22 protein-coding genes are annotated in these 25,376 nt (G+C 69.5%); 11 read left to right on the forward strand and 11 right to left on the reverse strand.

Annotation, left to right across the window (positions count from 1 at the left end):
- Nucleotides 1–123: 123 nt before the first annotated feature.
- The 6 genes from addA to B3K53_RS14520 all read right to left on the reverse strand — a co-directional run bounded on the left by addA (nucleotide 124) and on the right by B3K53_RS14520 (nucleotide 9,887).
- Nucleotides 124–3,573 (reverse strand): double-strand break repair helicase AddA, encoded by a 3,450-nt coding sequence (gene addA, locus B3K53_RS14495; protein WP_292085219.1) that lies wholly within the window; start codon nucleotides 3,571–3,573, stop codon nucleotides 124–126.
- On the reverse strand, nucleotides 3,570–6,647 hold the full coding sequence (addB, locus tag B3K53_RS14500; RefSeq protein WP_292085220.1) for a double-strand break repair protein AddB: 3,078 nt from the start codon (nucleotides 6,645–6,647) through the stop codon (nucleotides 3,570–3,572). The genes addA and addB overlap by 4 nt, the downstream gene beginning before the upstream one ends.
- Before the next feature lie 2 nt (nucleotides 6,648–6,649).
- Nucleotides 6,650–7,342 (reverse strand): N-acetylmuramate alpha-1-phosphate uridylyltransferase MurU, encoded by a 693-nt coding sequence (gene murU / locus B3K53_RS14505; protein ID WP_292085680.1) that lies wholly within the window; start codon nucleotides 7,340–7,342, stop codon nucleotides 6,650–6,652.
- Nucleotides 7,343–7,508: 166 nt separating this feature from the next.
- Entirely contained in the window at nucleotides 7,509–8,597 is a 1,089-nt protein-coding gene (amgK, locus tag B3K53_RS14510) for an N-acetylmuramate/N-acetylglucosamine kinase AmgK (protein ID WP_292085221.1), read from the reverse strand.
- Nucleotides 8,590–9,051 (reverse strand): tRNA (adenosine(37)-N6)-threonylcarbamoyltransferase complex ATPase subunit type 1 TsaE, encoded by a 462-nt coding sequence (gene tsaE / locus B3K53_RS14515; protein WP_292085223.1) that lies wholly within the window; start codon nucleotides 9,049–9,051, stop codon nucleotides 8,590–8,592. The genes amgK and tsaE overlap by 8 nt, the downstream gene beginning before the upstream one ends.
- Nucleotides 9,048–9,887, reverse strand: coding sequence for a GNAT family N-acetyltransferase (locus tag B3K53_RS14520; RefSeq protein WP_292085224.1), 840 nt, complete (start codon nucleotides 9,885–9,887; stop codon nucleotides 9,048–9,050). The genes tsaE and B3K53_RS14520 overlap by 4 nt, the downstream gene beginning before the upstream one ends.
- 103 nt (nucleotides 9,888–9,990) lie before the next feature.
- Between B3K53_RS14520 and B3K53_RS14525 the strand changes: the two genes are divergently transcribed.
- The 3 genes from B3K53_RS14525 to B3K53_RS14535 all read left to right on the forward strand — a co-directional run bounded on the left by B3K53_RS14525 (nucleotide 9,991) and on the right by B3K53_RS14535 (nucleotide 15,532).
- Complete coding sequence (locus B3K53_RS14525) at nucleotides 9,991–12,084, forward strand: alpha/beta hydrolase family protein (protein WP_292085225.1); 2,094 nt, start codon at nucleotides 9,991–9,993, stop codon at nucleotides 12,082–12,084.
- A gap of 71 nt (nucleotides 12,085–12,155) precedes the next feature.
- The gene (locus tag B3K53_RS14530) at nucleotides 12,156–14,600 is read left to right on the forward strand and encodes an alpha/beta hydrolase family protein (RefSeq protein WP_292085226.1); all 2,445 of its coding nucleotides are present in this window, start codon (nucleotides 12,156–12,158) and stop codon (nucleotides 14,598–14,600) included.
- A 257-nt stretch (nucleotides 14,601–14,857) separates the two neighbouring features.
- Nucleotides 14,858–15,532, forward strand: a complete 675-nt coding sequence (locus B3K53_RS14535; protein WP_292085228.1) for a hypothetical protein — start codon at nucleotides 14,858–14,860, stop codon at nucleotides 15,530–15,532.
- Here the strand turns inward: B3K53_RS14535 and B3K53_RS14540 are convergent.
- Nucleotides 15,529–16,056: an SRPBCC family protein gene (locus B3K53_RS14540; RefSeq protein ID WP_292085229.1), complete on the reverse strand. Its 528-nt coding sequence runs from the start codon at nucleotides 16,054–16,056 to the stop codon at nucleotides 15,529–15,531. The two genes, B3K53_RS14535 and B3K53_RS14540, sit on opposite strands and share 4 nt — an antisense overlap.
- A 109-nt stretch (nucleotides 16,057–16,165) precedes the next feature.
- Here B3K53_RS14540 and B3K53_RS14545 point away from each other — a divergent pair, with 109 nt between their 5' ends.
- Entirely contained in the window at nucleotides 16,166–17,611 is a 1,446-nt protein-coding gene (locus B3K53_RS14545) for an AMP nucleosidase (protein ID WP_292085230.1), read from the forward strand.
- Nucleotides 17,612–17,773: 162 nt separating this feature from the next.
- Here B3K53_RS14545 and B3K53_RS14550 read toward each other — a convergent pair whose 3' ends face one another.
- Entirely contained in the window at nucleotides 17,774–18,520 is a 747-nt protein-coding gene (locus B3K53_RS14550) for an SAM-dependent methyltransferase (RefSeq protein WP_292085231.1), read from the reverse strand.
- Nucleotides 18,521–18,621: 101 nt separating this feature from the next.
- Here B3K53_RS14550 and B3K53_RS14555 point away from each other — a divergent pair, with 101 nt between their 5' ends.
- Genes B3K53_RS14555 through B3K53_RS14570 form a run of 4 tightly spaced genes read left to right on the forward strand, consistent with a single transcriptional unit; the run spans nucleotide 18,622 to nucleotide 21,691 of the window.
- The gene (locus tag B3K53_RS14555; protein WP_292085232.1) at nucleotides 18,622–19,248 is read left to right on the forward strand and encodes a hypothetical protein; all 627 of its coding nucleotides are present in this window, start codon (nucleotides 18,622–18,624) and stop codon (nucleotides 19,246–19,248) included.
- Nucleotides 19,248–19,562: a winged helix-turn-helix domain-containing protein gene (locus tag B3K53_RS14560; RefSeq protein WP_292085233.1), complete on the forward strand. Its 315-nt coding sequence runs from the start codon at nucleotides 19,248–19,250 to the stop codon at nucleotides 19,560–19,562. Before B3K53_RS14555 ends, B3K53_RS14560 begins: the two co-directional genes overlap by 1 nt.
- Nucleotides 19,563–19,595: 33 nt before the next feature.
- Nucleotides 19,596–20,372: a tyrosine-protein phosphatase gene (locus tag B3K53_RS14565; protein WP_292085234.1), complete on the forward strand. Its 777-nt coding sequence runs from the start codon at nucleotides 19,596–19,598 to the stop codon at nucleotides 20,370–20,372.
- Nucleotides 20,369–21,691: an anthranilate synthase component I family protein gene (locus B3K53_RS14570; RefSeq protein ID WP_292085235.1), complete on the forward strand. Its 1,323-nt coding sequence runs from the start codon at nucleotides 20,369–20,371 to the stop codon at nucleotides 21,689–21,691. The genes B3K53_RS14565 and B3K53_RS14570 overlap by 4 nt, the downstream gene beginning before the upstream one ends.
- Here the strand turns inward: B3K53_RS14570 and B3K53_RS14575 are convergent.
- The 3 genes from B3K53_RS14575 to B3K53_RS14585 are packed head-to-tail and all read right to left on the reverse strand — an operon-like array spanning nucleotide 21,688 to nucleotide 23,195.
- A complete protein-coding gene (locus B3K53_RS14575) occupies nucleotides 21,688–22,245 on the reverse strand; it encodes a TadE/TadG family type IV pilus assembly protein (RefSeq protein WP_292085236.1) in 558 nt (185 codons plus the stop codon). The genes B3K53_RS14570 and B3K53_RS14575 overlap by 4 nt on opposite strands.
- Nucleotides 22,242–22,790 carry a TadE/TadG family type IV pilus assembly protein gene (locus tag B3K53_RS14580; protein WP_292085238.1) on the reverse strand — a complete coding sequence of 183 codons (549 nt, stop codon included), beginning with the start codon at nucleotides 22,788–22,790 and terminating at the stop codon, nucleotides 22,242–22,244. The genes B3K53_RS14575 and B3K53_RS14580 overlap by 4 nt, the downstream gene beginning before the upstream one ends.
- Before the next feature lie 3 nt (nucleotides 22,791–22,793).
- Nucleotides 22,794–23,195, reverse strand: coding sequence for a pilus assembly protein N-terminal domain-containing protein (locus tag B3K53_RS14585; RefSeq protein WP_292085239.1), 402 nt, complete (start codon nucleotides 23,193–23,195; stop codon nucleotides 22,794–22,796).
- 285 nt (nucleotides 23,196–23,480) lie between these two features.
- Here B3K53_RS14585 and B3K53_RS14590 point away from each other — a divergent pair, with 285 nt between their 5' ends.
- From B3K53_RS14590 to cpaB, 3 genes are all read left to right on the forward strand, one after another.
- Entirely contained in the window at nucleotides 23,481–23,663 is a 183-nt protein-coding gene (locus B3K53_RS14590) for a Flp family type IVb pilin (protein ID WP_292085240.1), read from the forward strand.
- Nucleotides 23,664–23,796: 133 nt separating this feature from the next.
- Nucleotides 23,797–24,309: an A24 family peptidase gene (locus B3K53_RS14595; protein WP_292085241.1), complete on the forward strand. Its 513-nt coding sequence runs from the start codon at nucleotides 23,797–23,799 to the stop codon at nucleotides 24,307–24,309.
- Nucleotides 24,310–24,416: 107 nt separating this feature from the next.
- Entirely contained in the window at nucleotides 24,417–25,370 is a 954-nt protein-coding gene (cpaB, locus tag B3K53_RS14600; protein WP_292085242.1) for a Flp pilus assembly protein CpaB, read from the forward strand.
- Nucleotides 25,371–25,376 lie beyond the last annotated feature (6 nt).

A 25,376-nucleotide genomic window follows, 5' to 3' on the forward strand; every position in this document is an offset into this window, starting at 1 on the left:
ATGGCTCTCCTTAAGGGGCGCTATCGCTCGGCCTGCGAGGCCTCGCTGTTTGAGCGCGTTTAGCGGCGCGCCGAATGGAAGGCTCGGCGTTCCCGGCAGATGTGGGAGCGATTTGCGCACAAATCAACGCGCATTTGAAAGCGCCGCGTCCATCAGGTCCTGCGGCACGACCATCAGCTTCGGCCCATCCGTCCAGACCAGGGCGGCCTCGACCGCGCGGTCGTGATAAAGGCGACGCAGCACCGCCGTATAGACCGCCATCTGCAGGACATAGGCCGGGTCGGCGTCCTCGACGTGATCCGGGGCCGGGCGGTTGGACTTGAAATCCACGATCAGCACCCGTTCAGGCGTGACCACCAGGCGGTCGATGCGGCCCGAGATGGAGACGCCGGACGGCAGGTCGGGCGAGGAGCCGGTCACAGCCACCTCGGCGCGCGAGCCGGCGCCGAAGACCGGCGCGAAGCGGGCGTCGTCCAGCACGGCGAAAGCCGCCCCGATCATCTCAGCGCGCTGATCGTCCGACAGGTCGCGTTCACGCGCCAGCATCCGCACGGCGGCGTCGGGCCGGTCGGACGGGGCGATGTCGGGCAGGCGTTCCAGCAGGCGGTGGATCAGGTCGCCGCGCCGGAACCGGCCCAGACCGGCGCCGGGACCTTCGCCGCGCGCCAGCGGCGACGGCGCGGGAATGCGTTTCTGCTCCTGCATCTGCGACGGCGAGGCGAAGCGGGCGGCGGCGTCGCGGGCGGGCGTCTGGCGCGCCCAGTCGGGGGCTTCCGGGCGGGCCTCGGTCGCGGCGGTCACTGCGGGCAGGACGTCGAGATCGACGCCGTAGCGGCGGACGTTGTTGTCCAGCGTCCGCACCTCGTCGCCGAGACGGTTGAAGGTCTCCTCGATGACCGACCACCAGTCGCCCGGTTCGGGCGAGCGTTTGGAGCCGCGCCCCATGACGATGACGCGGTCGCGGGCGCGGGTCAGGGCGACGTAGAGTAGGCGCAGGGATTCGTCGCTGACGCGGGCCTCGCGCGCGGCGCGGGCGGCCTCGGAAGCGGCGCAGTCCTCCTTGGACGAGCCAGGGCACATCAGCCAGGCCTCGCCGTCGCCCATGCCGATGGCGTCGAGCGCGACGGGCATCAGGCTCGGCCCCTGGGCCTTCGCCTTCATGGTGGTGTCGGGCAGGATGACGACGGGCGCCTCCAGCCCCTTGGCGCCGTGGACGGTCATGACGCGGACCTCGCCGCGCGGCCCTTCCAGTTCGCGCTTCACCTCGACGTCGGCGGCTTCCAGCAGGGCGAGACAGGTCTCCAGATCAACCCCGCCCCGGTTCTCGGCGGCCAGGACCTGGTTGAGGGTCTCGTCGATGGCTTCCTCGGCCTCGCGGCCCAACCGCGTCAGCACGCGGGCGCGGCCAGAGACGCCGGTGTCGTCCACGCGGTTCAGCAGGGCGGAGAAGAAGGTGAAGGGGGCGCTGTCGCGCGCAGCGCGGGCGCTCAGGCACAGCTCCAGCGCGCGGCGCCATTCGGGGCGTTCGTCGGCGCGTTGCTTCAGTTCGCGCCACAGGCCCTGACGCTTCTCGCGCCCGGCCAGATCATAGAGCGAGGCCTCGTCCACGTCGCAGAAGGGGCTGCGCAGCACCTCGGCCAGCGACAGGTCGTCGCCGGGGAAGAGGGCGAAGCGGGCGAGCGCCTTGAGGTCGTCGAAGACGATATGGCTCGACAGTTTCAGCCGGTCGGCCCCAGCGACGGGGACGCCCGCGCTCTTCAGGGCGCGGATGATCTCTTCGAAGGTGGCGTCGCGGCGGCGCACCAGGATGAGGAAGTCGCCGTAGCCGCTGGCGCGCGGCTGGCGCGTGTTGCGGTCATAGACGGTCGCGCCGGTTTCGACCTGACGCCTGATCTCCTGGGCCAGGGCGGCGGCCATGCGTTTGCGGGCGCCGGCGACGCCTTCCTGATCGACCGGATCGTCCCAGGCGTCGCGCTCGGGCGGGGCCTCGTCCATGAACAGGGGCCACAGGTCAACGCTGCCGCGCTGGCCGACGCGGGCGGGCAGGTGGCGGGGGATGTCGCCGGCCTCGCCGACCAGGGCGCGGGTGCGTTCGGGATCATTGAAGGCGTGATCGACAAAGGCCAGGACGTCCTCGGTCGAGCGGTAGGAGGTCTCCAGCGGCACGCCCTCGAAGGCGGAGCCGGAGGCCCGGATCAGTTCGTCGTAGACTTGCGACTCCTGTCGCAGCCGCTCGGGCCGGGCGCCCTGGAAGGAGTAGATCGACTGCTTCTCGTCGCCGACGGCGAAGACGGTGCGGTCGGTTTCCTCGCCCGAGAAGAACTCGCCGGTCAGGGCGCGCATGATGGCCCATTGCTCGGGCGCCGTGTCCTGAGCCTCGTCGATCAGGACGTGGTCGATGCCGCCGTCCAACTTGTACAGGACCCAGGCGGCGGTCGAGCGTTCGGTCAGCAGGTCGACGGTTTTCGCCACCAGATCGGAGAAGTCCAGCGCTCCGCGCTCGGCCTTGGCGGCCTCGTAGAAGGCGGCGTGGGCCACGGCCAAGGTCAGCAGCTTGATGGTGTCGGTGGCGACCTTGGCGGCGCGCACCACGTCCAGCGTGGCCAGATATTTGGCTTGCAGGTCGGTCAGCCAGCCGCCCGCGTCGGGCGGGGCCTGTTTGGTGGCCATCGACTTGCGCGGCGATCCGGTCCCCGTGAGGAAGACGACGCCGAGGCCGTGGAAGCTCCACTCATGATCCAGGGCGTGGATCAGCTCGGCGGCGCGGTCCTTGTCGGTCTTGCCGCCGGTCGCCATCAACTCGGCCATGCGGCGGACCTCGCCCCGGTCCAGCCAGCGGATGAAGTCGCCTTCGATCTCGTCGGGCGTCTGTTCGGGATCGGCGCCGGTCAGGGCGTGGGGGCCGGGGGCCGAGCCGTAGCCGACGCGGGCGACATAGTCGGTCAGGTCGGCGCGTCTGGCCTCGATCATGGCCAGCAGGCTCTCGAACCTGCCCCAGTCCAGCTCGACGGCGAAATGGCTGTAGGCCTGACCGACCGGGCCGTCGGGGTCGCGCAGGGCGGCGCGGGCCAGTTCCTCGCGCGCGGCGTGGCTGAGGGCGATGGCGGCTTCGTTTTCCAGCACGGTGAAGCGCGGCGAGACGCCCGCCTCGATAGGGAAACGGCGCAGCAGCTTTTCGCAGAAGGCGTGGATGGTCTGGATCTTCAGCCCGCCCGGCGTCTCCAGCGCCCGGGCGAACAGGCGGCGCGCCTCTGACAGGCGGGCCGGGTTGAGTCCGGCGGGATCGCTGGCGTCCAGTTTGGCCAGTTCGGCGGACAGGGCGGCGTCGTCCATGACCGCCCATTTGCCCAGGGTCTCGAACAGGCGGGCCTGCATCTCGGCGGCGGCGGCCTTGGTGTAGGTGACGCAGAGGATGGCCGAGGCCCCGGCCCCGCCCAGCAGCAGGCGGGCCACGCGGCTGACTAGGGTGGTGGTCTTGCCCGAGCCGGCGTTGGCCGTGACGAAGACCGACAGGGCCGGATCGGCGGCGCGGATCTGCGGATCAGGACGCATCTGCGGAGTGGCGATGTTCATTCGCTGTCGCCTTCTTCGCCGCCGACGACGTGCCATTCCCAGACGCGGGCCAGATGGTCGTAGTTGCTGCCGTAGTTGCCCATGAACTGGGGCGCGGCCCAGGAGACATAGGGGGTGTCCGGGTGATCGAAGCGGGCCACGCGCTTCTTCAGTCCCTCCAGCGCGGCTTCGCCCAGCGCCGCCGCTTCGGGGCCGGAGGCGCGCACCGCCACCTCGCCCGCCTTCTTGCGCCCGACGACGCGGACATAGGTCAGCTCGTCGGCGGGCACGGGACCATTGGTGTCCTTGAAGCCGCCGTCGGCGAGGATGGCGGCGGTCAGGGTCAGCTGGGGCGCAAAGCCCGCCTTGACCTGTTTGCCCGACGGCACGCCGCCGGTCTTGAAGTCCATGATGGCGGCCCCGCTTGCGCCCACCTCGATGCGGTCGGCATAGGCCTTCATGGTGAAGGGGCCGGCGGGGGCGTCAAAGGTCATGGTCCCCTGTTGCTCGATCAGCAGGGTGACGCTGCGCGCCCGGCGTTCGGCCTCGAACCCGGCTAGCCAGCGGGCGCAGTTGCGCGCCAGCGGCGTCTCGCGGGCCATGGCGGCGTCCTCGAAGCCGTGGGCGGTCAGCTCCTCGATCAGCAGCTGTTCGATCTGCGCCTCGCAGTCGTCGGGCAGGACATGGGGCCACATCAGGGTCATGCGCTCGATGGCCTTGTGCACCGCATTGCCGCGCGCCATCGCCTCGGCCGAGGCGCCCGGCCGGTCCATGATGTTCAGGCCCAGCACCCACTGGGCGTAGATGGCGTAGGGGTCGCGCACCCAGCGCTCGATGCGGGTGACATAGAGGCTGCGCGGGCGGCGCTCGACCGGGGGCTTCGGCATGGGACGCGGTGCGAAGCGGGCGGCGCCGGGCGGCGGGGCGTCCAGGGCGCGGGTCCATTCGGCCAGACCGGCGGGGGCGGGGATGGCGACCGGGGTGGCCGGGGCGTCGGCGCCGCGCGTCAGCATCTCGAGGCGCCACAGCCAGCGCGAGCGCACGGCGGGCTGGCCGCCGCGCCGCTCGCAGTGGATCAGGATGGCCTCGTCGGCGCAGGCGGCCTGAACGAAGTCCTGGGCCGTCTGGCCCAGACGCCGCTCGGGCGTGGGCAGGCCGAGGGTCTTCCGCATCGGGCGCGACAGGAAGGGATCGACCGGGGCGGGGCGAGGCCAGACGCCTTCCTCCAGCCCGGCCAGGATCATGCGATCGGCGCGGGTCAGGCGGGCCTCAATGGCCCCCAGAATGCGCAGGCGCGGGTGGGTGGCGCCGCCGGTGCGGACGGTCTCCTCGCCCAGCAGACCGGCCACCAGGGCGGCGAAGTCGGCGCGGCTGACCTCTCCCAGCGACCCGCCGCCGTCGATCAGGGCCGACAGCAGCGAGGCGGCGGCCTCGCCGTCCGGTCCGGCCCAGGCGTTCTGACCCGCCAGGGCCTCGATCAGGGCGGTCAGGGCGCGGGCGGCGGCGTCGGGGGCGGCGGTGGGTGCGAAGGTGGCCAAGGCCTCGGCGGCGAGGGCTTCCAGCCGGGCGGCCAGGGCGCGGGCGCCGGACAGGCGGGCGGCTTTCCACTCGGGCAGGGATTGGCCGCCGCGACCGGGTTCGGCGGCCTTGAGCAGGCGCTTTTGCACCTCGGCCCAGTCGCACGGACGCGGGCCGCGCAGGGCGTGCTCCTCCAGCGCCGAGGCGACGTCGGGCAAGGAGGACCCGCCGAGGTCGAGCCGGGTCAGCGGGTGCTTGATCAGGCCCAGAAGGGTCTGGGGCTTGAGCGGGGTCTCGATGAAGCGGGCGCAGAGGTCGACCAGGACGCCGGCGCTCATCCGCGACAGGGGGGCGCCGGTCGAGGCGTCGGGGATGATGTTCCAGCGCGCCAGCCGGGCTTCGACCCGGCGCGACAGGTCCAGATCGGGGGTGACGAGGGCGCAGGTCTGGCCGGGGGTTTCCAGCGTCTCGCGCATCAGCAAGGCGATGGCGGTGGCGGCCTCTTCCTCGGCGCGGACTGCGAGCGCGGACAGGCCCTTCAGTCCTTCGGCGATGGGGTCGGCGGCTTGGCCCGCCTCGGCGGCGTCGGCGCGCAGGCGGGCGATCTCGGCGCGCCAGTCGTCGGTGGCCTCGGCGGGGCGCAGGGCCTCGTTGATCAGGCGCTGGCGGGCCAGACCGCGCGCCTCGATGCGGGGCTCGACAGCGGGTTTGAACCAGGGGCGGACCTGATCGCGCGAGATGTCGGCGCGGGTCAGCAGGGCCTTCAGCGCGGCCTGCGGGTGCTGGTCGTCAATGCGGTCCCAGACGCCGTCGGCCAGATCGAGGTCGAGGCCGGGCAGGACTACGACGCCCTGGGGCGCGCGGGCCACGGCGGCCAGGACGTCGGCGGCGGCGGGGACGGTGCCGGTCGAGCCGGCGGCGATGACGGGCTGTTGCGGCGGGCGCGCGTCCCAGGCCTCGGCCAGACGGCGCAGCAGGGTGGCGCGGCGCCAGGCGGAATCGACGAGGCCGAGCGCCTCCAGTCGTTTCGGCCAGGCCTCGACGGCGAGGCCGAGGAAGCGGGCGCTGTCCTGCCAGTGAGCGGCCAGATCCTGTTCGGCCAGCTCGGCGATGCGCGACAGGTCCGGGACCTCCTCCAGCTGGCAGGAATCGAGGAAGCCGCCCAGAGCGTCGGCCATTTCCAGCGCGCGCAGGGGTTTCATCCCTGGCTCGAACTCCTCGACGATCATCCGCGTCATCTCGAAACGGCGCGTCAGGGGGGCGATGGCGGGGGGCAGGTCCAGACCCAGTTCGCCGGGGGCGAAGGGGGGCTCGTCCTCTTCCAGATCGCCGAGCGGGCGGACCTGAGGCAGGAGGACGGGGCGGTCGCCGGCCAGCTTGCCCAGCGCCGAGGAGAAGGCGCGGGCGGCGCGGCGGTTGGGCAGCAGGATGGTGGCGTCAGTCAGGGTCTCGGGCGTCTGATCGCCCAGCCAGTCGAGCACCCCGGCGGCGAGGTCTTCGAGGAAGGGCCGCCAGGCGGGCACGGCGCGCCAGCGCGGCCCGGTTCCGGCGAACGGATCGAAGCGGCCCCCCGACACGGTCAGCCCTCGTCCTTCAGTCGCGCCTCGGCTTCGTCGCGAGCCTGAGGGTCGCCGACGTGCATCCAGTCGCCGTCCAGCACGCAGCCGAACAGGCGGCCCTTGGCGGCGGAAGCGCGCCACAGGGGGCTGAGCGAGAAGGGACCGTCGGGGCCTTGGTCGGCGTAGTCGGGGCGGGTGATGTGGACGCCCATATAGGCGAAGGGAGCGGAGGCGGCCTCGCCCCGGAAGGTCAGACGGCCGTCGTCGGCCAGGAAGAAATCGCCGCCGCCCTCGAAGCCGATGGCGCCGTCGCGTTTGGCCAGCAGCAGGGCGGCGTCCATGCGTTCGGGGTCCCACAGGCGGATCAGGTCTGCAAGGGCGTCGCCCCGGTCGATCCAGACGCTGTCGATATTGGCGACGAAGACGGGGGCGTCGCCGAGCAGGGGCCGCGCCTTCTTCAGGCCGCCGCCGGTTTCCAGCAGTTCGGCGCGTTCGTCGGAGATGACGACTGCTGGATGTGTGCGGGCGGCTAGATGGCTTTCCAGCCGGTCGGCGAACCAGTGGACGTTGACGACGGCCTTTTCCACGCTCGCCTCGGCCAGCCGGTCGAGGACGTGGTCGATCAGGGCACGGCCGCCGACCTCGACCAGGGCCTTGGGCCGGTCGTTGGTCAGGGGGCGCATCCGCGTGCCGAGCCCGGCGGCGAGGACCATCGCAGTCTTGGGGGCATTATGGGGAGCGGTCATGCGGCGTCTCCATGTCCGTCATTCCGGACGGCCCGAAGGGACGATCCGGAACCCAGGCGTCGGATGCCCGAAGCCGAGGCCTGGGTCCCGGCTCTTCGCTGCGCTGCGGCCGGGATGACGGAGGGTCTCAAGATCATCGACGCACATCCTCCGGCACGTGGCGGTACATCCAGGCGGCGACGGCTTCGAGGCCGGGCGCCTTCAGGTTGGCGTTCAGGTGGGCCCACATGCGGGGCATGAAGGCGGCGTATTTGGGCTTGGCGTCTCGGGCGATCAGGCGGGCGAAGATACCCAGAATCCGCGCCTCGTTCAGGGCGGCCAGACCCTTGTAGGCCGCCATGAAGGCCTCGCGGTCGGTCTCGGGCCGCAGGGTGAAGTAGTGGTCGAGCGCCAGGGCCTCCAAGTCGGGCGAGACGTTGCGGCGGGCGTCCTGCAACAGGGAGTGGAGGTCCCACGACGGGTGGGCCTTCACCGCGTCCTGGAAGTCGATCAGGCCGACCGAGGCGGCGCCGGTCCGGCCGTCCAGTCGGATCAGGTTTTCGGCGTGATAGTCGCGGTGGGCCATGACGGCGGCGCCCGCCTCGCCCGCCTTCGTGATCGGGGCCCAGACGGCGCGCCATTCGGCGACGGCGTCGTCATCGAAGGCCAGCGACGGGATCAGCTTCGGCAGCCATTCGACGAAGAGGTCGGCCCCGCCCTGCAGCGCCGGCTGGTCATAGGTCAGCAGGGGCCAGTCGCCAGCGGTGCCGGTCAAAACGTCGGGCGTCGGGGCGGCGTGCAGGACGGCCAGGGCCTCGACGGCGGCGCGGTACAGCGGGGCTTCCTCGGCGCCCTCGTTGATGACCTTGGCGAACAGGGCGTCGCCGAAATCCTCGATCACGGCCAGGCCGTTCGGGGCGTCGACGGCGACGATCTCGGGGGCGGATAGGCCGAGGGATTTGAGGTGGGCGGCTACGGCGGCGAAGGCCTCGATGCGACCGGCGGACAGGCGGGCGACGGCGTTCCAGCCGTGGGCGTGGCGCTGTTCCGGCGTCCACGATGGATCGCAGGGCTGGCTCTCGGCGGCGGGGGCCTGATCCATCAGCATCAGGCTGGCGCCCGAGGCCGTGGTCAGGCGCTCATAGCGACGCGTCGAGGCGTCGCCGGGCAGGGGCGCGCGGGCGGCTTCGGCCAGGCCGGCCGAGCGCAGAAAATCGAGACGGAGGGCTTCGCGGTCAGACATGGACTTCCTTCAGTTTCGCTTCCCACGACCCTGCGCCAGAAACGGTCGCAAGCCGGCCTTCGCCGTCTTCGGCGATGGTGATGCTCAGCCGGTCAGGGCCGAGCATCCGGCCTGGGTACTCGCCCAGACGCTCTGGCCATTCGATCAGGGCGCAGCCTTCGTCCAGAGCCTCGTCCAACCCGATCTCAAAGGCTTCTTCGGGGCGGCTGAGACGGTAAAGGTCGAAATGGGCGACGGGCGGATCGCTCTCGTAGAACTGGACCAGGGTGAAGGTCGGCGACGGCACGTCCTCGTCGGGCGAGGTCAGGGCGCGGATCAGGCCGCGCGCCAAGGTCGACTTGCCCATGCCCAGCGGGCCGTAGAGCAGGACGGCCTCGCCGGGCTCCAGCAGGGGGGCGATGGCTTCACCAAGGCGGGTCGTGGCCTCGGCGTCGATCAGTTCAAAGGTCGTCATGCGAACACCGCGTCGGGGTCGGCGGCCAGGGTGCGCTCGACAAAGGTCTTCAGCGCCTCGGTGACCCTGGCGGCGTCCACGTCCAGGCGTTCGGACGGAATGGGATGGCCGACGCTGAGGTCGAACGCGCGGCCCTGCTTGTTCAGCAGCTCATGGAAGAGGGTGATGTCGCGCAGTTCCTGGGAGAAACGGTCGAACAGGTGGAAGAGGCGGCTGGACGGCCCGGCGACATGGATGGGGACCACGGGGGCCTCGTATTTGCGCGCCAGCGAGGCGGCGGTCGTGGCCCATTCGGGGTCGGTCAGGCGGCCTTGCTCGTCCACACGGGCCAGACGGCCGGCGGGGAACATGACGACGCAACGCTCGGCCTCGAAGGCTTTTTTCGCCGACAGCAGGGTGGCGCGGGTCTTTTCGCGGGTGCGCTTGGCCGTGACCCATTCGACCGGGACGACGGTTTCTGACAGGCGGGGCGAGACGCGAAGCGCGTCGGCGTTGGCGAAATAGATCAGATCGTCGCGCACGGTGCGCAGGGCGTCGTGCACGGCCAGGCCGTCGGCGATGCCGGTCGGGTGGTTGCAGATGACCAGGCAGCGGCCCGTGGCGGGCAGACGGTTCAGGTTCTGCGTCTCGACCGTCAGTTCCAGCAGGTTGGAGACATAGTCCAGGGCCTCGCGCCCGGCCATCGGGCCAATGGCGTCGGCCATGCGCCGGGCCTTGGCGTAGTCGAGCAACCCATAGAGGGCGGGGCGAACCAGCGGCCAGGCGGCGGAACGCGTCAGGCGCGGCGCGCGCTCGGCGATCAGCACGTCGACGATATGGGGCGAGGCGGGACTCATGACCCTGCTTGTCGCCGCTCCCGGCGGCGGCGGCAAGCGGCTTGGCGCGCGGGATTCGACGGCCTATCAATCCTGCGACGCTGTTTCAGGGATGGGTTAGAAGATGCAATCACGCTGGATGCTGGCCGCCGCTTTCGGCGCCTTGATGACGGCGGCTTCGCCCGCCATCGCCCTGAGTGAAGCGGTCCAGACCGCTGCTGCGCCTGCCGCCGAGGCACCCGCCGCCCGCGCTGGGCTCGGGGTCAAGGAGCTGGCGATGATGGAGCGGGTCAGCGATCCGCGCGTCTCGCCCGATGGTCGCCGCATCCTCTACGCTGTGCGCACCACCGACTGGGACGGCAACAAGGGCGTCAACGCCCTGTGGCTGGCCGAGGCCGATGGGGCGGCGCCGCCGCGCAAGCTGGCGATTTCCGAGGGCGGCGTCTCGGGCGCGCGCTGGGCGCCGGACGGTCAGGCCATCTATTTCCTGTCCTCGCGCGGCGGATCGAACCAGGTCTGGCGCGCCGATCGTGAGGGCATGGCGGCGACCCAGGTGACGACCCTGCCGATCGAGGTCTCGGGCTTCCGCATCGCCGAAGACGGGCGTTCGCTGATCCTGGCGGTCTCGGTCTTCACCGACTGCGCCACCTTGCAATGCGTCAAGGACCGGCTGGCCGAGCGGGCCAAGAGCGGGCTTCAGGCCTATGACCGCCTGCCGCTGCGGGTGTTCGACCGCTGGGCCGACGGGCGTCGCACCCACCTGTTCAGCCAGCCGCTGAACGGCTCTGGCCTGGCCGGCGGCGAGGCGCGTGACCTGATGCCGGGTCTGGACGCCGACGTGGCGGCGGGCGACGGCGACTTCACCCTGTCGCGCGATGGCAAGACCCTGATCTACAGCACCCAGAAGCAGGGCGCGGGCGAGCCGTTCACCAACAACAGCGACCTCTACCGCGTGTCGCTGGACCGCGGCGCCCCGGTCAACCTGACCGAGGGCAACAAGGGCGCGGACGGCAATCCGGCCTTCTCGCCGGACGGTCGTCGCCTGGCCTGGCTGGCCTCGCCGCGCGAGAACGTCGGGGGGGATCAGGCCGTGGTCATGATCGCCGACGCCAGCGGCGACAACGCCCGGCAACTGACCCGCTGGGATCGCGGGCCGTCGGGCCTGACCTGGCGCTCGGACGGTCGCGCCCTCTACGTCACCGCCGCGGATGAAGGTCAGAACCGCCTGTTCGAGATCGACGCCCGCACCGGTGCGGTGAAGGCCCTGACCGGCGACGGCGCGGTCAACGCCTTCGACGAGGCGGCAGGCGTCGTGGCCTACGCCCATGACAGTTTCACCGCCCCGACCCAGGTCTTTGTGGCGAAGAACGGCGGCGCGGCGCGTCAGGCGACCCGGCACAACGCCGAGGTTCTGGTGCGCCTGGACCTGCCGGAGGCCGAGCCTCTCAGCTTCGCTGGCTGGAACAACGAGACGGCGCACGGCTGGGTGTTCAAACCGGCTGGCTATGTCGAGGGCCGCCAGTATCCGGCGGTTTATCTGATCCACGGCGGGCCCAAGTCGCCGTGGACCGAGAGCTGGTCCTATCGCTGGAATCCGCAGGTCTATACGGCGGCCGGCTATGCGGTGGTGATGGTCAACTTCCACGGCTCGCCGGGCTATGGCCAGGCCTTCACCGACGCCATCAACGATCACTGGGGCGACCGCCCGCTGGAGGACCTGCAGAAGGGCTGGCAGGCCGCGCTGTCGGCCAATCCGTGGATCGACGGCGACCGGGCCTGCGCGCTCGGCGCCTCCTACGGCGGCTATATGGTCAACACCATCGCGGGCAAGTGGAACGGGCCGTGGCGCTGCCTGGTCAACCACGCCGGGGTGTTCGACGTGCCTCAGCTGATGAACGCCATGGACATCGGCAACTTCATCCACGAGTTCGGCGGCCCCAGCTGGACGCGCAAGGACCTGTACGACGCCTTCAACCCCGAGACCTATGTCGCGGACTGGAGAAAGCCCATGCTGGTGCTGCACGGATCCAAGGACTTCCGCGTGCCGATGGAGCAGGGTCTGGCCACCTTCTCGGCCCTGCAGCGCGAGGGCATTCCCAGCCGCTTCGTCCACGTGCCGGACGAGAACCACTGGGTGCTGAAGCCCCGGACCTGGGTCGACTGGCAGCAGGAGATCCTGGACTGGACCGCGCGCTGGACGGCGGAGGGGCAGAACTAAAACGGGACTTTGCGGGCGGCGCATGGGGGTATAGGCCTTCGGGCAGATCGAAATCCGCTTGAGGAGCGTCCATGCGCCGCCTGCCCCATCTTCTGTCTGGCCTCAGCGCCGTCGCCCTGCTGACGGCCTCGGCCCTGCCGGCCCTGGCCGAGGCGCCCGCGCCCGCCGCAGTCTCGGCGCCGGCGGCGTCGAACGCCTTCACCTATCAAGACATGATCTCGGCCAACCGGCTGGGCGATCCGCAGGTGTCGCCGGACGGCGAGTGGGTGGTCTATGCCCTGACCCAGACCGACGTGGCGGCCAACCGCCGCTCCAGCGCCCTCTACATCCTGAGCCTGAAGGGCGAGGGCGAGGCGCAGAAGCTGGCCATTTCCGAAGGCGGCGCCAACACCGCGCGCTGGGGCGCTGACGGCAAGCTCTACTTCCTGTCCGGCCGCTCGGGCTCGAGTCAGGTCTGGGTCTCGGCCGACAAGGGCGCGACGGCCACGCAAGTCACGAGCCTGCCGACCGACGTCAACGCCTATCGCGTCAATGGCGCCGGCGACGCGTTGGCCGTCTCCCTGGCCGTCTATCCTGAAGCGCCCGATCTGAACGCCTCGGTCGAGCGCGCCAAGGCCGCCGCCGAAGTGAAATCGACGGGTCAGGTCTATGACCGGATGTTCGTGCGCCACTGGGACACCTGGAGCGACCACACCCAGAACCACCTCTTCGTCCAGACCATCGGCGCTGACGGCAAGGCCGGCGGCGACCCGGTCTGGGTCACCAAGGGCTTTGACGGCGACACCCCCTCCAAGCCCTTCGGCGACGAGAGCGAGTTCGTCTTCGCCCCGGACGGGCAATCGCTGGTCTTCTCGGCCCGCAAGGCCGGGAACAGCGAGCCGTGGAGCACGAACTTCGACCTCTACAGCGTTGCGGTTTCTGCCCCGGGCCAACTGACCAATCTGACTGAGAGCAACCCCGCCTGGGACACCGGCCCGGTCTTCTCGCCGGACGGCCAGACCCTGGCCTATCGCGCCATGGCCCGTCCGGGTTTCGAGGCCGACAAGTTCTCGATCTTCCTGCGTGACGTGGCTACCGGCCAGACGCGCCAGATCGCGGCCAACTGGGATCGCTCGGCCGACGGCCTGCAATGGTCCAAGGACGGCAAGACCCTCTACACGACCGCCGGCGACGTCGGTCAGACCCGCCTGTTCGCCATTGATGCGCGCAACGGCTCCGTCATGCCCCTGACCGGCGAAGGTCATGTCTCGGCCTTCGGCCAGACGCCATCGGGCTTCGTCATGGCGGTCGACACCCTGACCTCGCCCAGCGACCTCTATTTCAAGACCTGGCGTGGCCGCGAGATGCCGCGTCGCCTGACCAATGTGAACCCGCAGCTGGCCAACAAGGCCTTCGGCCAGTTCGAGCAGTTCAGCTTCCCCGGCTGGAACGACGAGACGGTGCACGGCTTCGTCATCAAGCCGGCTGACTATGTCGAAGGTCAGAAGTATCCGGTCGCCTTCCTGATCCATGGCGGGCCGCAGGGCTCGTTCGGCAATAGCTGGTCCTACCGCTGGAACCCCGAGACCTATGCGGGCGCCGGCTATGCGGTGGTGATGATCGATTTCCACGGTTCGACCGGCTACGGCCAGGAGTTCACCGACGCGATCAGCCAGCACTGGGGCGACCGCCCGCTGGAAGACCTGCAGAAAGGCTGGGCGGCGGCTCAGGCCAAGTACGGCTTCCTGGACGGGAACAACGCCTGCGCGCTGGGCGCTTCCTATGGCGGCTATATGATCAACTGGATCGCCGGCAACTGGTCCGATGCGTTCAAGTGCCTGGTCAACCATGACGGGGTCTTCGACACCTTCGGCATGGGCTATTCGACCGAGGAGCTGTGGTTCACCGAGTGGGAATACGGCGGCACGCCGTGGGAGAACCCGGAGGGCTATCAGAAGTTCAACCCGGCCAACCACGTGCAGAACTGGAAGACGCCGATGCTGGTGGTCCAGGGCGACCTCGACTACCGCATCCCGACGGCGCAAGGGTTGTCGACCTTCACCGCCCTGCAACGTCGCGGCATCGACAGCCGGCTCGTCTTCTTCCCCAACGAGAACCACTGGGTGCTGAAGCCGGCCAACAGCCTGCAGTGGCACAACGAGGTCTTCGGCTGGCTGGACAAGCATCTGGCCAAGTGGGGCCGGACATTCGACCAAAGAGAAGGGCGCGGCCAGCGACGGCCGCGCCCTTTGTCGTTTTGGACTGGTGGGTCAGTGGGCGGCGTAGGCCTGGGTCAGCTGGACGTAACGGCCATGCTCGCGCTCGGTCATGCAGCGCGGGGTGGTCCAGCCCTGACCCGCGGCCTTGGCCTCGACGGCTTCGCGCGCGGTCATGAAGACCGGCTCGGCGCCATACTGCCGGGTGAAGGCGGTGCGGGTGGCGGCGTCGGTCTCGCAGATCAACACCACGCGCTGCGGCTGGACGGCCGAGACGCGCGTCGGCTGCGGCCTCTGGCTCCGCGGACTCTGTTCGGGTGACTGGGCCAGAACAGGCGCGGCTCCCGCGAGCAGCAGGGTCGAGACGGCGACGGCGATCAGGCGCATGCGATATCCTCCCTTGGCCGGAATTCGCTCCGACTTCAGAGCGAATTATGCGCTCAATTTTTTCAATGTAAATATTTTACGACAAATCGATGAGTGAAACGTGACATTCGACCCGAAGGCGACCGCTTGGGATTGAGCAAACGTCTCGCTTCCTGCCTAAAAGGGCGAGTTTTCCTGATCGTCGGAGCGCCATGACCCGCAGAGGCCTGTTCGTCTCCCTGCTCGGCGGTCTGCTGGTCGCGCCGTTTGGCGCGACGGCCGCAAGTCGGAACAGTCGCCTGCGCTATGGCGAGGATCCGCATCAGACGATCGAGGTCCATGCGCCGCGCGGCGCGCAGGGGCTGCCGGTTTTGGTGGTGTTCGGCGGCGCGCGCGTGGCGGCGCTTCGACTGATGAGGGGCGGTTTCGTTGTGGTGCTGGCGGGCTTGCGGATGGCGGGGACGCCATCGCGAGCCGTGGTCGCAGATGCGGGCCTGGCGGCTGCGTGGGTCGCCGCGCGGGCGCAGACGTTCGGAGGCGACGCCGCGCGATTGGGCGTGCTGGGTCTGGGGGCGAGCGCGGACGTCGCCCTGATGCTCGCCCTTGACCGACGCTACATGGCCGCGCGGGGACGACCCGATCTGATCCGGGCGGCGGGGGCGATGGACCGGCCGGCGGCTTCGGCGCGGGACCTGACCGCGACGCGGCCCGAGGCCTATGTCCGGTCCGGCGGCCCGCCGCTCTGGCTGGGCGGCCGGGACCCGGCCTCGGTCATGCTGGCGCGCCGGATCGAAGCGGTCGGCGGCCAGGTGCAGAGCCTCGTCCGGTCGGACGACGCTGGTTTGACGCAGGCCGCAGCGGCCTTCTTCCGCCGCGAACTGATCTAGTCGCCGGACTCGGCGCGGGTCTTCAGATTGACCAGTTGCGCCGACAGGACACCGTCAACCGGGGCGGCCCAAGCTTCAAGCCCGCCGGGCGTATAACCGCCCACTATATAGGACCAGGTCAGGACGCTGTCTTCGCCCTCGGCCTTGAGGGCGAAGGTCAGGCCGCCGGTCGCGCCCTGACCCTGAAGCGGTCCCAGCCCCCCGCGCAGCACCAGCCTGGAGCCCGGCTCGACCAGGGCCGTCTCCAGATGGCGCGAGGTCCGGCCGTCCGCAGCCTTCTCGCACCAGCAGCCGCCGGGCGCCAGGTCCAGGGACAGGACCGAGTGACTGAACCAGCGATGGTCGCGGCTCCACCAGGCGTCGGGCGTGCTCAGCACGGCCCAGACGCGGGCGGGCGGGGCGCTGATCGTCACCGACCCGCCGACTTCGAATCCGCCGGGCGTCGCCGCCTTCACCTCGGCGATGGCGGGCGTGGCGCTCAGCGTCAGCAGGGCGATGGCGGCTGAAATCAGGCGTCTGGACATGGGTTCCTCCTGGGTGACAGCGGAACGCCTTCCGCGCCGTCCGGTCAACAGTCGTGTCCTTGTGTTTCCCCCATCTCGCCATGGTCACGGTTTTCCGCTAGAGGAAGTCATGACAGACAAGATGACCCCCCAGGCGGCGCTGGACCGCCTCGAAACCCTCTACAATCAATCCGTCGCCAACCTGCGCACCGCAGTGAAGCGCTTCCTCGAGACCGGCGAGCGCGCCGATCCCGAAGCGCGGGCCGCCGGCCTGTTCGCCTATCCGCGACTGACCGTCAGCTGGTTCGGCGACCGCCCCCATGATCTCGAGATGCGGGCCTTCGCCCGCCTGTCGCGGCCCGGCGTCTACACGACCACCGTCACCCGCCCCGACCTGTACCGCGACTATCTGCTGGAGCAATTGACCCTGCTGACGACCGAGTTCGGCGTCACCATCACGGTCGAGCCTTCGGATCAGGAAATCCCCTTCCCTTATGTGCTGGACGGCTCGGGCGTGGCGCTGGACAGCACCATGACGGCGGCTATCGCCCGCTGGTTCCCGACCACCGACCTGGCCCACATCGGCGACGAGATCTCGGACGGCCTGTTCGCGCCGGGCGAGGACTTCCCCCTGGCCCAGTTCGACGGCCTGCGCACCGACTTCTCGCTGGCCCGTCTGCGTCACTACACCGGCACGCCGGTCGAGGACGTGCAGTCCTATGTCCTGTTCACCAACTATCACCGCTACGTCGATGAGTTCGTGCGCTGGGCCTGCGCTCAACTGGCCGATCCGACCAGCGTCTATCAGACCCTGTCGTGCGCCGGCGGCGTCGTCATCGACCGCGAGACCCCCGACCCGGAACGCGCCATCATGGACGCGGCCTGGCGCCGCCATCAGATGCCCGCCTATCACCTGACGCGGGCCGACGGTCAGGGCATCACCCTGGTCAACATCGGGGTGGGGCCGTCGAACGCCAAGACCATCTGCGACCATCTGGCCGTCACCCGTCCGCACGCCTGGATGATGATCGGCCACTGCGGCGGTCTGCGCGCCAGCCAGACCATCGGCGACTACGTCCTGGCCCACGCCTATCTGCGCGACGACCACGTGCTGGACGCGGTCCTGCCCGCCGACATTCCGGTGCCGAACATCGCCGAGGTGCAGCGCGCCCTCTATGACGCGACCAAGCTGGTCTCGGGCGCGCCGGGCGAAGAGGTCAAGAAGCGCCTGCGCACCGGCACCGTCGTCACCACCGACGACCGCAACTGGGAGCTGCGCTATTCCAAGTCGGCCCTGCGCTTCAACCAGAGCCGCGCCGTCGCCATCGACATGGAATCGGCCACCATCGCCGCCCAGGGCTATCGCTTCCGAGTGCCCTACGGGACCCTGCTGTGCGTCTCGGACAAGCCGCTGCACGGCGAGATCAAGCTGCCGGGGCAGGCCAACCGTTTCTACGAAGGCTCGATCTCGGAGCACCTGCAGATCGGCATCCAGGCGGTGGACCTGCTGCGGGCCGAGGGCGCCAAGCTGCACTCGCGCAAGCTGCGCGCGTTTGATGAGCCGCCGTTCCGGTAAGAAGAGAAGGGCGCGCTTTCTCCCTCCCCTTCATGGGGAGGGTGGTCGCGTCAGCGACCGGGTGGGGAGGGCGTGGCGATACGGGCGCGGCGCGCGCCCCCACCCGTCTGCCGCTTCGCGTCAGCCACCCTCCCCATGAAGGGGAGGGAGAGATGATGTGCGTTAGCCCTTCTTGAACAGGTAGAGGCCGAAGCCGAGGTAGTCGGCGCCGAAGTCCAGCATCATCTTGATGCGATGCGCCGTGGCCGCCACCGACGGGGCGTCGGCGTGGTCGGGGCAGGCGTCCAGCCAGTCGGCGATCGCCGTCTCCATGCCCGTGCGATAGGTCGCCCATTCGGCCTCGCCGCTGATCTCGGCCGAAACGACCTCGAGGCCCGCCTCGCGCGCGGCGGCCTGCCAGGCCTCGTGGCTGACGTAGTAGCCGCCGGTTTCGACCAGCTGGCGCAAGGGCGCGGGCGGCTCCTCCTTCCAGAACAGGTCGCCCCACAACAGGGCGCCGCCCGGCGTCAGATGCCGGCTCAGGGCGGCGAAGACGGCGGCGGGTTCGCGCACGCCCTTGCCCGCCGGTTCGGTCGAGCCGATGGCGACGATCAGATCGAACGGGGGCAGGGCGGCCAGCGCCGCCGCAGAGGTCTCGCGCCGCACGTTGATCCGCTCGGACAGTCCCGCCGCCTGGACCCGTGCCTCTGCGCCTTCGGCCATGACAGGATCCAGTTCGACGGCCGTGACGCGCGCGTCCATGGCGCGGGCCAGATGTATCGACACCTCGCCATAGGCGCAGCCGATGTCCATGACCGCCGCGCCGGGTTTGAGCCCGGCTCGACGCACGGTTGCTTCCAGCCGGTCGATCGACAGGGCGTTGCAAACGGACAGGGGCTGATAGGCGATGTGATGAAAGGCGACGCGCATGGCCAAGGCCTGCCATGCGTCGCGCGCCCCGTCTTAGAAAAAGAACTTTACAACACAAAGTTCTTGTCGCACTATCCGTTCAACAGGCAGGGAGAAACGCCATGACCCGCGATCAAGTGCAGTCCGTCCACGACGACATCGCCTATATGAAGGCCCTGGCCCAGGAAGGGCGTCAGACGCCGCTTCTGGGTGGTCGAATTCTGATTTCGGCGGGTCTGATCTTCGGCCTGGCCTCGGTCGTGGCCTATGGCATCGACAGCAGAATTCTCGCCGTGCCGCCCGTCACCTACGCTGTCCTGTGGGGCGGAGCCATGGTGGCCTTCTTCGCGGTCCTGATCTGGCAGATCCGTCAGACCGATCGCAAGCCCGGCGCCCAGTCGGCGGCCAATCGCGCCTCGGGCGCCGGCTGGATGGGCGTGGGGTTGGGCGTCTTCGTCATGTCCCTGTCGATGGCCGTCATCGGCTGGAAGACGCAGAGCGCGATTCCCTCGCTGATCTTCCCATCGCTCATCTTCGCCCTCTACGGCTCGGGCTGGGCCGTGTCGGCGACCATGAGCGACCAGAAGTGGCAGTGGAAGCTCGCCATTGGTTGCTGGATCGCGGCGCCCCTGATCGCCTTCCTGACGGGCAGCCCGCTGATGTGGCTGGGCTATGCGGCGGGCCTGTTCCTGTTCGCCCTTGTCCCCGGCGTCCTGCTGGTGCGTCAGGAACCCTCGGAGGTGATCTGATGGCGACAGATACGGTTGACGCCTTTGACATCGGCCGCATCGACGAGGTCATCCATGGGCGGGTGCGTCTGGGGATCATGGCCTATCTGTCGGGCGTCGGGACGGCGGACTTCAACGAGTTGAAGGCCCGCCTGCAGACCACGGACGGCAATCTGTCGGTGCACCTTCGCAAGCTGGAGGAGGCGGGCTTCGTCGAAGTGGCCAAGACCTTTCAGGGGCGCAAGCCTCTGACGCGCGCGACCATGACCGATGCCGGGCGCGACGCCTTCGTCGCCTATCTGGACGCCATGTCCGGTCTGGTCGGCGCCCGTTAGCCTTGGCGCGTGAATAGTCCTAGGAAGGCGGTCATGAGCGACCGCCTTTCGCCGTTCCAGGCCATCGACAACTTCCGCGACTATGGCGACTACGCCGTAGGCGACGCCCATATCGTGCGCGGTCGTCTGTATCGTTCGGCCCATCAGGCGCGGGCGACCGAGGCCGATCTGGCGCAGCTGGCGGCGCTGGACCTCGCCACCGTGGTTGATCTGCGCCGTCCCAGCGAGCGCCGCGACCAGCCATCCCGCCGGCCGGCCGGCTGGGCCGGGCGGGTGATCGAGAGCATCCACGACGACGGCGGCGAGGCCCCGCACATCACCTTCCTCAAGAGCGCCGATCTGACCGAGGCTTCGGGTCGCGCCTTCATGACCGACACCTATCGTCGCCTGCCGTTCGAGGCGGCGCACGTCGATCTGTTCGCCCGCTACTTCCGCGCCCTGGCGGAGGGCGAGGGGCCGGTTCTGATCCATTGCGCGGCGGGCAAGGACCGCACCGGCCTGCTGGCGGCCCTGACCCATAGCTTGCTCGGCGTGTCGCGCGACGACCTCATCAGCGACTATCTGCTGACCAATGTCGCCGTCGATCTGGAAGGCCGGGCCGAGGGCATCGCCAGGAAGCTGACCGAGATGACGGGGCGCCCCGCCTCGCACGGGGCGGTGGTCGCCTTCCTCGGCGTGGAGGCCGACTATCTGGACGGCGCCTTCGCCGAGATTACGGCGCGGCATGGGTCGATCGGGGGCTATCTGGAGCAGGCTCTGGGCGTGGACGCGGCCGTGGCTGAGCGCATCCGGGCGCGGCTGACGGCATGAGCCTGCCGGTCGTCCATATCGCGCGGCTGGACTGGTGCGAGCCTCTGGCCGTGGCGGCGGCGCTGAACCGGCGTGAGGGCGCGCTGGCGCTTCTGGCCGGGGCGGGCGACCCTTCGGCGCACGGCGGGCGCTGGTCCTTCGTCGGCTGCGAGCCGGACCGGGTGTTCGTGGGGGCGGTTGGCGAGTCAGCGCCGTTCGAGGCCCTGCGCGAGCGCGATTTCGCGGGCGGCGGCGTAGTCGGACTGATGAGCTATGACGCGGGGGCGCGGCCGGCGACGGGGGCGCGGGCCGAAGTCTGGCCGGACCTGATGCTGGCCCGCTATCCGGCCCTGCTGGCCTTTGATCATGCGGCGCGCGAGGTCTTGGCGGTCGGGCGGGACGAGGACGCGGTTGAGGCCGAGGCGCAGGCCGGCCGCGCGACGGGCTGGCGGACCGAGGTAGTCGGGCTGTCGATTCCGGCAGCACCGGCCGCCGCCTTTGCCGGCGAGGCGTCGCCCGAAGCCTATGAGGCCGCCGTGGCCGACGTCGTGGGCCGCATCGCGGCGGGTGAGCTGTTTCAGGCCAATATCGCTCGCGCCTGGGGAGGGCGGCTGGAGGCCGGGCGCGATCCCTTCGATGTCTTTGTGCGCCTGTCGGCCGAGCGGGGCGCGGCCTATGGCGCCTTCTGGCGGCTGGGGAGGCGGGCCCTGGTGTCCAACTCGCCGGAACTGTTCCTGACCTTCGATCCCGCGTCAGGCCGGATCGAGACCCGGCCGATCAAGGGCACGCGGCCGCGTCACGCCGATCCCGCGCGCGACGCCGACCTGGCCGCCGACCTGGTCGCCAGCGCCAAGGACCGGGCCGAGAATCTGATGATCGTCGACCTGATGCGCAACGACCTGGCGCGGGCCACGGTCCCCGGTTCCGTGCGGGTCGAGCGGCTGTTCGAGGTCGAGAGCCATCCGACCGTGCACCACCTGGTCTCGACGGTCACGGCGACTGCGCGGCCCGGCGTGAGTGTCGCCGAGGTGGTGGAGGCGACCTTTCCGCCCGGCTCGATCACCGGAGCCCCCAAGCATCAGGCCATGAAGGTGATCGCGGGACACGAGGCGCCGCGTGGGCCGTGGTGCGGCTCCCTGTTCGGTCTGGGCCTGGCGGGGGATGGCGTCCTGACCGCCTCGGTGCTGATCCGCACCGCGTCGTTCGAGCGGGAGACGGACGCTTGGCGTTTCCGCGCCCTGGCAGGCGCCGGCATCGTCGCCGATAGCGACCCTCGCGCCGAGCGCGAGGAGACCGAGGTCAAGATTAGCGCGCTCCGGGACGCCCTGATCGGCGGCTAGCAGTCAGTGCAGGCGATCCGGTCCTGGGTCCGCGGGCGCAGATAGTAGCTGCGCTTGAAATCGATCGGATGCTTGATGACCTGAGCGAAGGCCGAGGTGTACTTGAACTCGGTCTCGCCGAGGATCAGGCTTTCGCCGCGTTCGATCAGGCCGGGCGGCAGATCGCTCACCGTCGAGTTCTTGGTAAGGGCGACCAGGGCTTTGTCATTGCCCCGGCTCCAGTCGATGCGGGCCACGCCGTTGGCGTCCATGGTCACGCTGGACACGCGGATGGACAGGTCGGCGGCCGAGAAGGGGCGCATGATCATGTCACCGATGGCGAAGACGCTGGTCAGATCCTTGGTCGAGGTCTCGTCGGCCTGGGCCACCAGGTCGGCCACGATGGAGGCTGTGTGGCTGGCGCGACGATTGGCCATGTATCCCTGGCAGATCTCGATCAGGCCGAAGTAGATCACCAGCATGACCGGTGCGATCAGCGCAAACTCGATGGCCGAGACGCCGCGGCGATCGCGCCAGAAGCGCAGCAAGGCGCCGGACCGAAGGCGCGGGCTCATTGATAGGGCTCGTTGCGGAAGGCCAGGGAGGTCGTCAGATAGACCTTGTGGTCGCTGGTTCTCGACAGGGCCTGGGCGATGAAGGGGGTGGCGATCGGTTGCTGGTACCAGATGCGCACCAGGATGCGGTCGCCGGGGCCGCCGGGCTGATAGACCAGCTTGCTCTGGTCGAACACGCCTGAGGCCAGGGGGTCGGGGGCGATGGGGTCGCTGAAACTATCCACCACCTGGACGTCGATGAAGGATCGCGTCGGGCAGTCGGCGGCGAAGACGCTCATGTTTTCGCACAGCCTCCGCTTGATGTCTTCGGCCGTCAGCGTCTGCTGCTGGGCCTGGCCAGTGCGCACCAGGCGGCCGGCGTCGGACACCGCGGTCTCCACAACGGCGTCCAGCAGCAGCAGCAGGCCGATCTCGAGGATGCCGAAAAGCAGGAGAAAGAAGGGCAGGGCGATCATGGCGAATTCGACCGCCGTGGAGCCCTCGCGCGCGCGCTTGCGACGTCGCAGCGGCGACAGGCGGCTCGAACGAGAAGACGGCCCTGCCATGGATCAGGGCGCCGGGGCGGCCCGGACGCTGGGCGAGCAACTGGCGCCGCAAGCCATTTCCGTCGCCTGGGCTCCGCGCCAGACGCGAACCGAGCCGGAGGAGCCGGCGCTCACCACCACCTGGCTCTGGAACAGGGGGCGGCCCAGGGCGTCGACGGCGACGATCTCGGTCACGCCGTAGCCCTTTCCGGTGATGAACAGGGTGTTGGCGTCCACCACGGTGACGTCGGCGATCTTGGGATTGGCCACGATCACCGAACCGGCCGGCGCCCGCAGTTGCACGCGCGTGGCGTGGTCGATCTCGACGTTCAGCGGGCGCGCCTGGGCCTGAGCGGCGGTGACGGCGGCGAGCGCGAGCAGCGCGGAGGTCGAGCCGACGACGAGCCTCTTGAAGGTGCTGGGCATGGGCGGCGGCTCCGACTGAAAAGAATGGGCGCGCGCGGGCGCTGAGCGTGAAATTTCACCTCGAAAGATCAAGAAATCCTGAATGTGAGGGTGAGGCGGGAAAACTGTTCGAAATCTATAGTAAACAGACCAGTAACCATCAAATAATCCGAGATGCCTGGGTCGTTTTACTCGGCCTTAATGATCGCCGGCGCATTGTCGTCATGCAAACGGGGGTCAAGCGGGCAAAGCCGGTGACCCTGGTGGTGGAACTGTTGCTCGCTTAGACAAAGAAGGAAGACAATCATGCGTAACTTCATCAAGAACTTCGCCAATGACGAATCCGGCGCCACGGCCATTGAATACGGCCTGATCGCTGCTCTGATCGCCGTCGCCATCATCGCCGCCGTCGGCACCCTGGGCGGCAAGCTCAAGGGCACGTTCGAAAGCGTGAACGACGAGATCACTGCCGCCGAAGGCGCTCAGTAATCGCATTGCTTCTCGCCTGGGATCAGGCTTGAAGGGCAGGGGCCGGAACGGAAACGTTCCGGCCTTTTCCTTGCCGGAATGTCGCGATCGGGCGGCAACGGGACCTTAAAGGTTCCCGGGGAGTGTAGGCGGCATGACTGAACTCTCTCTCGTTTTGCTGGGCGTCATGCCGGTGCTGGTGATCGTCGCCGGTCTCCACGACCTGACGACGATGAAGATCCCGAACTGGATTTCGGGGGTGTTGATCCTCGCCTTCTTCCCGGCGGCCCTGGTTCTGGGCCTTTCGCTGACGGAGGTGGCGACGGCTTTGGCCGTCGGCTTCGTCGCCCTGTTGATCGGGATGGGCATGTTCGCCCTGCGCTGGGTCGGCGGCGGCGACGCCAAGCTGATGGCGGCGGCCAGTCTCTGGTTCGGCTATTCGGGCGCGGGGCCTTTTGTTCTTTACACCGCCCTGGTCGGCGGCGGCATCTGTCTGATGCTGTTGCTGGCGCGCGCCCGGCTTCAGGTCTTCGCCCTGAACGGGCCTGGTTGGGTCGCCCGGCTGATGCAGCCCAAGGGCGACATCCCCTATGGCGTGGCCATAGCCGCCGGCGCCCTGCTGGCCTATCCGTCCAGCCCCCTGGTGCGCGCCTTCATCGGCGGTTGATGCGGCGTCGGGCCGCTTAGGGGCGCGTTAACCGACGGGCCTCATTGTCGTTAACGGCAGAGGGCGAAGATCTGAATCAACGTCGCCGCGCCTGCCGGAGACCGTCGATGAAGCCCGCCAAAATCGCCGTCATCTGTATAGCCGCCCTCGCGGCCATCGGCCTGGCCCTGGTCGTGCGAGCCATGGGCTCGTCGGGCAAGCCGACCGCGACCGCCGTCGCTGCCGTCGAGGCCCCGCCCATGGCCAAGGTTCTGGTCGCCGCCAAGGACCTGGAGCCTGGCCGCCGCCTGACCGACGCCGACCTGGCGTGGAAGGACTGGCCCGTCGCCGAGGTCAATCCCGTCTTCATCACGGACGGCAGCGTGCCGGTTCCCGCCGCGCCGCCCGCCGAAGGCGACGCCAAGGCCCCGGCCAAGGCGGACGACGCCAAGCCCGCCAAGGCTGAAGGCGCCGCCACCCGCGTGACCCGCGCCGCGACCGACCTGGCCACCGGCGGCGCCAAGGCCGACTTCATAGGCTCCGTCGTCCGCGAACCCATTCTGGCCGGAGAGCCCATTGTCGCCCGCAAGATCGTGCGGGCCGGCGACAGCGGCTATATGGCGGCCTATCTTGAGCCGGGCATGAGGGCCATGGCCATTCGCGTCACGGTCGAGACCGCCGCGGGCGGCTTCATCCTGCCGGGCGACCGGGCCGACGTGCTGCTGACCCGCGAGGTCAAGCTGCCGAGCGGAGCCGCCGGAGGGGAAACCTCGAAATTCGTCGCGGCCACCGTGATGCAGAACGTCAAGGTCCTGGCCATCGATCAGGCCACGCGCGCCGCCGAGGACGCCCAGGCTGTGGTCGGCGCCACCGCGACGCTCGAGGTCAGCGCGCGGGACGCCGAGGTTCTGGCCCTGGCCAAGTCCGAAGGCGAACTGTCGCTGGTGCTGCGCTCCTACGCCGACACCGCCGGACCGTCGGGCCGCGTCGCCGGCGCAACGAGTCGAGGAAACGCCGCCGCTTCGGGCGGCGTCGTGCGCGTCTATCGCGAAGGCCAGGCCGAAGCGGTCGCCGTTCCATGAGGAAAC

This window comes from Brevundimonas sp. UBA7506 (assembly GCF_002479495.1).
In the GTDB taxonomy this organism is placed as follows: Bacteria; Pseudomonadota; Alphaproteobacteria; order Caulobacterales; family Caulobacteraceae; genus Brevundimonas.

Bases quoted from the DNA above. Each gene is read 5' to 3' on its own strand.
- addA (WP_292085219.1), bottom strand. From the start codon at position 3,573: ATGAACATCGCCACTCCGCAGATGCGTCCTGATCCGCAGATCCGCGCC.
- murU (WP_292085680.1), bottom strand. From the start codon at position 7,342: ATGGTCCTCGCCGCCGGGCTCGGCACGCGGATGCGCCCCCTGACCAAC.
- amgK (WP_292085221.1), bottom strand. From the start codon at position 8,597: ATGTCTGACCGCGAAGCCCTCCGTCTCGATTTTCTGCGCTCGGCCGGC.
- tsaE (WP_292085223.1), bottom strand. From the start codon at position 9,051: ATGACGACCTTTGAACTGATCGACGCCGAGGCCACGACCCGCCTTGGT.
- B3K53_RS14520 (WP_292085224.1), bottom strand. From the start codon at position 9,887: ATGAGTCCCGCCTCGCCCCATATCGTCGACGTGCTGATCGCCGAGCGC.
- B3K53_RS14525 (WP_292085225.1), top strand. From the start codon at position 9,991: ATGCAATCACGCTGGATGCTGGCCGCCGCTTTCGGCGCCTTGATGACG.
- B3K53_RS14530 (WP_292085226.1), top strand. From the start codon at position 12,156: ATGCGCCGCCTGCCCCATCTTCTGTCTGGCCTCAGCGCCGTCGCCCTG.
- B3K53_RS14535 (WP_292085228.1), top strand. From the start codon at position 14,858: ATGACCCGCAGAGGCCTGTTCGTCTCCCTGCTCGGCGGTCTGCTGGTC.
- B3K53_RS14540 (WP_292085229.1), bottom strand. From the start codon at position 16,056: ATGTCCAGACGCCTGATTTCAGCCGCCATCGCCCTGCTGACGCTGAGC.
- B3K53_RS14545 (WP_292085230.1), top strand. From the start codon at position 16,166: ATGACAGACAAGATGACCCCCCAGGCGGCGCTGGACCGCCTCGAAACC.
- B3K53_RS14550 (WP_292085231.1), bottom strand. From the start codon at position 18,520: ATGCGCGTCGCCTTTCATCACATCGCCTATCAGCCCCTGTCCGTTTGC.
- B3K53_RS14555 (WP_292085232.1), top strand. From the start codon at position 18,622: ATGACCCGCGATCAAGTGCAGTCCGTCCACGACGACATCGCCTATATG.
- B3K53_RS14560 (WP_292085233.1), top strand. From the start codon at position 19,248: ATGGCGACAGATACGGTTGACGCCTTTGACATCGGCCGCATCGACGAG.
- B3K53_RS14565 (WP_292085234.1), top strand. From the start codon at position 19,596: ATGAGCGACCGCCTTTCGCCGTTCCAGGCCATCGACAACTTCCGCGAC.
- B3K53_RS14570 (WP_292085235.1), top strand. From the start codon at position 20,369: ATGAGCCTGCCGGTCGTCCATATCGCGCGGCTGGACTGGTGCGAGCCT.
- B3K53_RS14575 (WP_292085236.1), bottom strand. From the start codon at position 22,245: ATGAGCCCGCGCCTTCGGTCCGGCGCCTTGCTGCGCTTCTGGCGCGAT.
- B3K53_RS14580 (WP_292085238.1), bottom strand. From the start codon at position 22,790: ATGGCAGGGCCGTCTTCTCGTTCGAGCCGCCTGTCGCCGCTGCGACGT.
- B3K53_RS14585 (WP_292085239.1), bottom strand. From the start codon at position 23,195: ATGCCCAGCACCTTCAAGAGGCTCGTCGTCGGCTCGACCTCCGCGCTG.
- B3K53_RS14590 (WP_292085240.1), top strand. From the start codon at position 23,481: ATGCGTAACTTCATCAAGAACTTCGCCAATGACGAATCCGGCGCCACG.
- B3K53_RS14595 (WP_292085241.1), top strand. From the start codon at position 23,797: ATGACTGAACTCTCTCTCGTTTTGCTGGGCGTCATGCCGGTGCTGGTG.
- cpaB (WP_292085242.1), top strand. From the start codon at position 24,417: ATGAAGCCCGCCAAAATCGCCGTCATCTGTATAGCCGCCCTCGCGGCC.